The organism is Streptococcus sp. 3613, from assembly GCF_013277375.1.
GTDB classification, from domain to species: domain Bacteria; phylum Bacillota; class Bacilli; order Lactobacillales; family Streptococcaceae; genus Streptococcus; species Streptococcus pseudopneumoniae.
In genome coordinates this window covers 1-5,931 of the sequence record NZ_VMMV01000081.1, presented here as the reverse complement: position 1 = coordinate 5,931, position 5,931 = coordinate 1, and the positions used below count along the sequence as shown (strand labels likewise).

Below are 5,931 nucleotides of genomic sequence, written 5' to 3'. Positions count from 1 at the left end.
TACGGCAAGGCGACGTTGGCGTGGTTTGAAGAGATTTTCGAAGAGTATTGAGGTTTTGATAATCTTCGTTACAACTATTCTAGCACCATTACTGATTACTATTACCGGTAATGTCATTTCTGAGTGGATAGTCAGAAAGTGGTTAGATAAGCACGACAAAAAAATATAACCTGAGTTTAGTTTTAATGTAACTGGACAAAAAGAAATACCAGAGGTGGAGCTCTGGTATTTTTGTTTTTGCCAAGACTTCGTTACAGTTCTTGTAAGATTATTGTTACATAATTAGCACTACTTGTCAAATAATTGTTGGCTCCACTTTCTATTTTACTTTTCCTGTTTATAGGTCTATAATGGTAATAGATTTTATTTGGAGGTTTTTATGTCATTTCTATCAAAAAATGGAGCAGGTATCTTGGCCTGCCTTCTCATTTCTATCGTATCTTGGTACTTAGGAGGATTCTTCCCTGTGATTGGCGCGCCCGTTTTTGCCATTTTCATAGGCATGCTCCTACATCCCTTTCTCTCGTCCTATAAACAACTGGATGCTGGTTTGACCTTTAGTTCCAAGAAGTTGCTCCAGTATGCCGTTGTCTTGCTTGGTTTTGGTCTCAATATCTCGCAGGTCTTCGCAGTTGGCCAATCTTCACTCCCTGTCATCCTGTCCACTATCTCAATAGCTCTGATTATTGCCTACCTCTTCCAGCGTTTCTTTGCACTGGATACAAAACTGGCTACCTTGGTTGGAGTAGGTTCTTCTATCTGTGGGGGTTCTGCCATTGCAGCGACAGCGCCTGTTATCCATGCTAAGGAAAAGGAAGTAGCCCAAGCCATTTCCGTTATCTTTTTCTTCAATGTCTTGGCTGCGCTCATCTTTCCAACCCTCGGCACCTGGCTTCATCTATCCAATGAAGGCTTCGCCCTCTTTGCAGGGACTGCGGTCAACGACACTTCCTCTGTAACGGCTGCCGCCAGCGCTTGGGACAGTCTTTACCAAAGCAATACCCTCGAGTCTGCAACCATTGTTAAACTCACACGTACTTTGGCCATTATCCCTATCACGCTCTTTCTATCCTACTGGCAAAGTCGCCAACAAGAAAACAAGCAAAGCCTACAACTGAAAAAAGTCTTCCCACTTTTTATCCTTTACTTTATCCTTGCCTCTCTCCTCACTACACTACTCACCTCTCTAGGTGTGTCCAGTAGTTTCTTTACCCCTCTCAAAGAACTCTCTAAATTCCTTATTGTCATGGCCATGAGTGCTATCGGTCTCAAAACCAATCTGGTCGCTATGGTCAAATCCAGTGGAAAATCCATTGTTCTCGGAGCCATCTGCTGGATTGCCATCATCCTCACCACTCTTGGTATGCAGACCCTTATCGGCATTTTCTAATACTCTTCGAAANNTTGAGCAGCCTGCGGCTAGTTTGCTCTTTGATTTTCATTGAGTATAACACAAAAGGTAGCCCACCAGCTACCTTTTTCTTATGCTTCCTCAATCAAGCGTGTATGTTCTCTCTTGATGCAACGATTCATCACGATGTCATCACATCCACCAGCACGCAAAATCTCTTCTGCTTCTAGACTTTCAAGTCCTAGCTGTGCCCAAAAAATCTTAGCATAAGCCTTGAAAAAATCACGCGCCACATCTGGCAAAAACTCACTGCGACGGTAAACATTGACAATATCTACAGGAAAAGGAATCTCTGCTAGACTAGCATAAGCCTTTTCACCCAATATTTCGCCACCTGCCGCCTTGGGATTGACTGGAATAATTTTATAACCCCGAGCCTGCATTTCCTTGGTCACTCGATTACTGGTTGTTTCCTCACGATCTGATAACCCCACTACAGCAAGGGTTTTACTCGTTGCGAGATACTGACAAATCACGCCATCACTTGGATTGATAAATTCTTGACTCATAGAAATCCTCCTTTTTCATCAGTATAGCACATTTTGAAAAGGCTTGCATAATTCTACTACAAAAAGGAGGACTAGCCCCCTTTTTATTTAGCCTCGTACCAGGTTGCCCCTTCATTTTCATCTGCGATGAGGGGAACACTGAGTTGAATGGCTTCTTCCATGGTTTGTTTGACCAATTTTTTCATCTCTGCCAATTCAGATTTAGGAACTTCAAGGACGATTTCATCGTGCACTTGCAGAAGCATCTTAGTCTGATAACCACCTGCAACCAAGGCTTTATCTAGCTGAATCATGGCAATCTTGAGAATATCTGCTGCCGAACCCTGAATAGGAGAATTGATGGCTGTCCGCTCCGCAAAACCACGAATATTAAAGTTGCGCGAATTGATATCTGGCAACTCACGACGACGCTTGAAGAGGGTCTCCACATAGCCCTTATCACGCGCCTCACGCACCACTTCATCCATGTAGTTTTTAATACCTGGGAAGCGTTCAAAGTAGGTATCAATGTAGGCTTTGGCCTCCTTACGGCTAATGCCCAGATTATTAGACAAACCAAAGTCTGAAATACCATAAACCACTCCAAAGTTAACCGCCTTGGCATTGCGACGATCGTTTGCAGTCACATCCTCAGGACGCTCAATGCCAAAGACCCGCATGGCTGTCGAGGTATGGATGTCCGCTCCCTCTTGGAAGGCCTTAATCAAGTGCTCATCCTTAGAAATATGCGCCAAAACGCGCAATTCAATCTGTGAATAGTCCGAGCTGAGCAATACACTATCCTCCCACTCAGGCACAAAAGCCTTACGAATGAGACGACCCTGCTCCAAACGGGCAGGAATATTTTGCAGGTTTGGATCCACACTAGACAGACGACCTGTTTGGGTCAAATCCTGCACATAACGAGTATGAATCTTGCCATCATCCAAAATCCAGTCCTGCAAGCCAATTACATAAGTCGATTGAATCTTAGCAATTTGACGGTAGTCTAGGATTTTCTTAACAATCGGAGCAATAGGAGCCAAGCGTTCCAAGACATCCACCGCTGTCGAATAACCTGTCTTGGTTTTTTTAGTGTATTCTAAAGGAAGTCCCAATTTTTCAAAAAGAAGGACACCTAGCTGCTTAGGCGAGTTGATATTAAACTCCTCACCAGCCAGTTCGTAAATCTCCTGAGTCAGTTTTTCAATAACAAGCTCATTTTCAGCCTGCATCTCAAGTAAGGTCTCTTTCTTGACCGTAATCCCAGCAATTTCCATCTTGGCAAGGACAAAAGCCAGAGGTTGCTCCATCTCATAAAGAAGCTCTAATTGCCCATTTTCGCTGAGTTTTTCCAGCAAAACAGGCTCTGTTTCAACCAAAACAGCAAGCTTACGTGCCAAATGTTCTAAGAATTTCTCGCGTTCAGGAATGGCCTTTTTAACACCCTTACCGTAGAAGGTCTCATCATCAATCAAATAAGTCTGACCATAAAGACTAGCAATAGTCGCAATTTCATTGTCCTCCACAGTCGAAAGGAGGTATTTAGCCAAACGGCTGTCAAAAGCAGGCGCCTGTAAATCCACACCAAAACGATTCAAGAGAACTTTGGCCTTTTTAAAATCATAAACTCTCAGAGGTGTTTTTTCTAGGAAATCCTTGAAAATTGGGTCTTGCAACAGCTCAAGCTTGTCTGTGGCATAGAGCTTTTCCCCACAAGACCAAGCAAAACCAACCAAATCATCCGTATGGTAATTCTCACCAAAGAGTTCAAAGTGGAAGATAGACTCTTCACTCAGCATATCTTGACTGACTTGGTCAACGATAGTAAAGTCCAAACTCTCAGCCACATTAGCTGACGACACATTTAAAGCCTGCTTGAGCTGTTTGAAGCCCATCTCATCGTAGAATTTCCCAAGATTTTCCACATCTGGACCACTATAGACCAAATCCTCCAAACCAATCTCAATCGGTGCCTTGGTATCAATGGTCGCCAGTGTTTTCGACAAAAAGGCCTGTTCCTTATCATTGATAAGATTTTCCTTCATCTTAGAAGCCTTCATCCCATCGATATTTTCATAAATCCCCTCAAGCGAACCATGCTCCAGCAAGAGCTTGATACCAGTCTTTTCACCAATTTTGGTCACCCCAGGGATATTATCCGACTTATCACCCATGAGCGCCTTGAGATCGATAAACTGCGTCGGTGTAATGCCCATCTTTTCCATAAGATATTCTGGTGTAAAGGCCTCAAACTCAGCCACACCTTTCTTGGAAATCTCAACCACCGTATGCTCATCCGTCAGCTGAATCAAATCCTTGTCCCCACTGACAATGGTAATATCAAAACCATTCTGCTCTGCTAGTTTATCCAGTGTTCCAATGATGTCATCCGCCTCATACTGAGCCAACTCATAGTGACGAATCCCCATATGATCTAGCAACTCACGAATGAAAGGGAATTGCTCACGAAACTCATCAGGAGTCTTAGCCCGACCACCCTTATAGTCCGCATACATCTCTGTCCGGAAGGTCGTCTTCCCCGCATCAAAAGCCACCAAAATATGACTAGGCTCAACTCGCTCCAACAAATGGCTCAACATCAACTGAAAGCCATAAATGGCATTGGTATGCAAACCAGCCGCATTCTTAAAACGGTCCAACTGCTGATAGAGCGCAAAAAACGCCCGAAAAGCTACAGAAGACCCATCAATCAATAATAATTTTTTCTTATCCATACACCCATTATAAAGGAAAGCACCAAAAAATACCATTGGGAAGAGCTAGAGCAAGTATTTTTCATACTTTTTCCCGAATAAATAGATAGAAGCATTGAAACTAGTAAACTTAGATTTAAAAATGTGCTATAATGAAAGACAAACTATAAGAAAAGTCAATAGTTTATCTAAAATATTTCTTATTTCAATTTGATGATTTAGCGATGATTTTAGAGCACGGCAAAAATCCCTTGAAAAAGTCCATTTTTTTCAAAGGTAATCTTGTGTTAATTTCAGAAATTACATCACTTTTTGTTCGTCAAATGGTAGCTCTTTTTTAGGAGATAAAACATGGTTCGGATAAATTTTTTTGCAAGGTGGATGATGGCTACATTGTAATGTTTTCCTTGTTCTAACTTAGTCTTAAACTAGGCCTTAAAAGCAAGTGAAAAGCGATTGCATGCTTTGCCAGCTGATGAACGACTACAGAAACGTCAAGAAGAGCTCCACCCCCTAATGGAAGATTTCTTTGCTTGGTGTCGATGTCAGTCAGTTTTAGCAGGTTCAAAACTAGGAAGGGCTATTGAATACAGCCTCAAGTATGAAAAAACCTTTAAGACCATTTTGAAAGACGGACGTCTGATCCTTTCCAATAATCTAGCTGAACGCGCCATTAAATCATTGGTTATGGGACGGAGTAAAAGAGTCCAGTGGACTCTTTTAGCCTAAGCTAAATTTTAAAAAGCGAGGGTGGTTATTTTCTCAAAGTTTTGAAGGAGCTAAAGCAAGAGCTATTATTATGAGCTTGTTGGAAACAGCTAAACGTCATCAATTAAATAGTGAGAAATAGCTATCCTATCTTCTAGAATGTCTTCCGAACGAGGAAACTCTCGTAAACAAAGAGGTTTTAGAGGCTTATTTACCATGGACTAAAGTTGTACAAGAAAAGTGCAAATAAGAAATCTCCAGATTAGGAACTATCCGTGAGTTCTCTAGTCTGGAGATTTTTCAATATACTTCGTTATTAGGCGGTTACGACTGAAATATCGTCTTGTTCACTTTTTATTTTCTTCTAACCAATAGACGGAGTTGCAAGGAAAATGCCAAAAACTCTACCCCTATAGCTAACAAAGAGCAAAAAAACTAGGAGAGAACTCTCCTAGTTTTAAAGGCTCTATAATATTTGTAGTGGGTAAATCCCCTATAGATATTATGGAGCCTATTTTTGTGTAGAAAAAAAGTCCCATATCATCTATAATGAAAAGCGACAAAATAACTCATTAGAAAGAATCATATGGAACAATTACATTTTATC

At 41.6% G+C, this 5,931-nt stretch carries 3 protein-coding genes and 1 pseudogene; 2 read left to right on the top strand and 2 right to left on the bottom strand.

The annotated features are described in order from the left end of the window. The first annotated feature begins 379 nt into the window (after positions 1-379). Positions 380-1,390 carry a YeiH family protein gene (locus tag HT708_RS09485; RefSeq protein WP_016397796.1) on the top strand — a complete coding sequence of 337 codons (1,011 nt, stop codon included), beginning with the start codon at positions 380-382 and terminating at the stop codon, positions 1,388-1,390. Positions 1,391-1,482: 92 nt separating this feature from the next. Here HT708_RS09485 and HT708_RS09480 read toward each other — a convergent pair whose 3' ends face one another. Together HT708_RS09480 and polA are read right to left on the bottom strand one after the other, a co-directional pair. Beyond that, positions 1,483-1,920, bottom strand: a complete 438-nt coding sequence (locus HT708_RS09480) for a CoA-binding protein (protein ID WP_166736884.1) — start codon at positions 1,918-1,920, stop codon at positions 1,483-1,485. Positions 1,921-2,003: 83 nt separating this feature from the next. Beyond that, positions 2,004-4,637: a DNA polymerase I gene (gene polA / locus HT708_RS09475; RefSeq protein WP_172926306.1), complete on the bottom strand. Its 2,634-nt coding sequence runs from the start codon at positions 4,635-4,637 to the stop codon at positions 2,004-2,006. A gap of 444 nt (positions 4,638-5,081) precedes the next feature. On the opposite strand from polA, the pseudogene HT708_RS11965 reads away from it, so the two are divergent. Continuing rightward, positions 5,082-5,574 (top strand): annotated as a pseudogene (locus tag HT708_RS11965) (IS66 family transposase); the annotation flags it as partial. Between the last annotated feature and the right edge of the window lie 357 nt (positions 5,575-5,931).

Bases quoted from the DNA above. Each gene is read 5' to 3' on its own strand.
- HT708_RS09485 (WP_016397796.1), top strand. From the start codon at position 380: ATGTCATTTCTATCAAAAAATGGAGCAGGTATCTTGGCCTGCCTTCTC.
- HT708_RS09480 (WP_166736884.1), bottom strand. From the start codon at position 1,920: ATGAGTCAAGAATTTATCAATCCAAGTGATGGCGTGATTTGTCAGTAT.
- polA (WP_172926306.1), bottom strand. From the start codon at position 4,637: ATGGATAAGAAAAAATTATTATTGATTGATGGGTCTTCTGTAGCTTTT.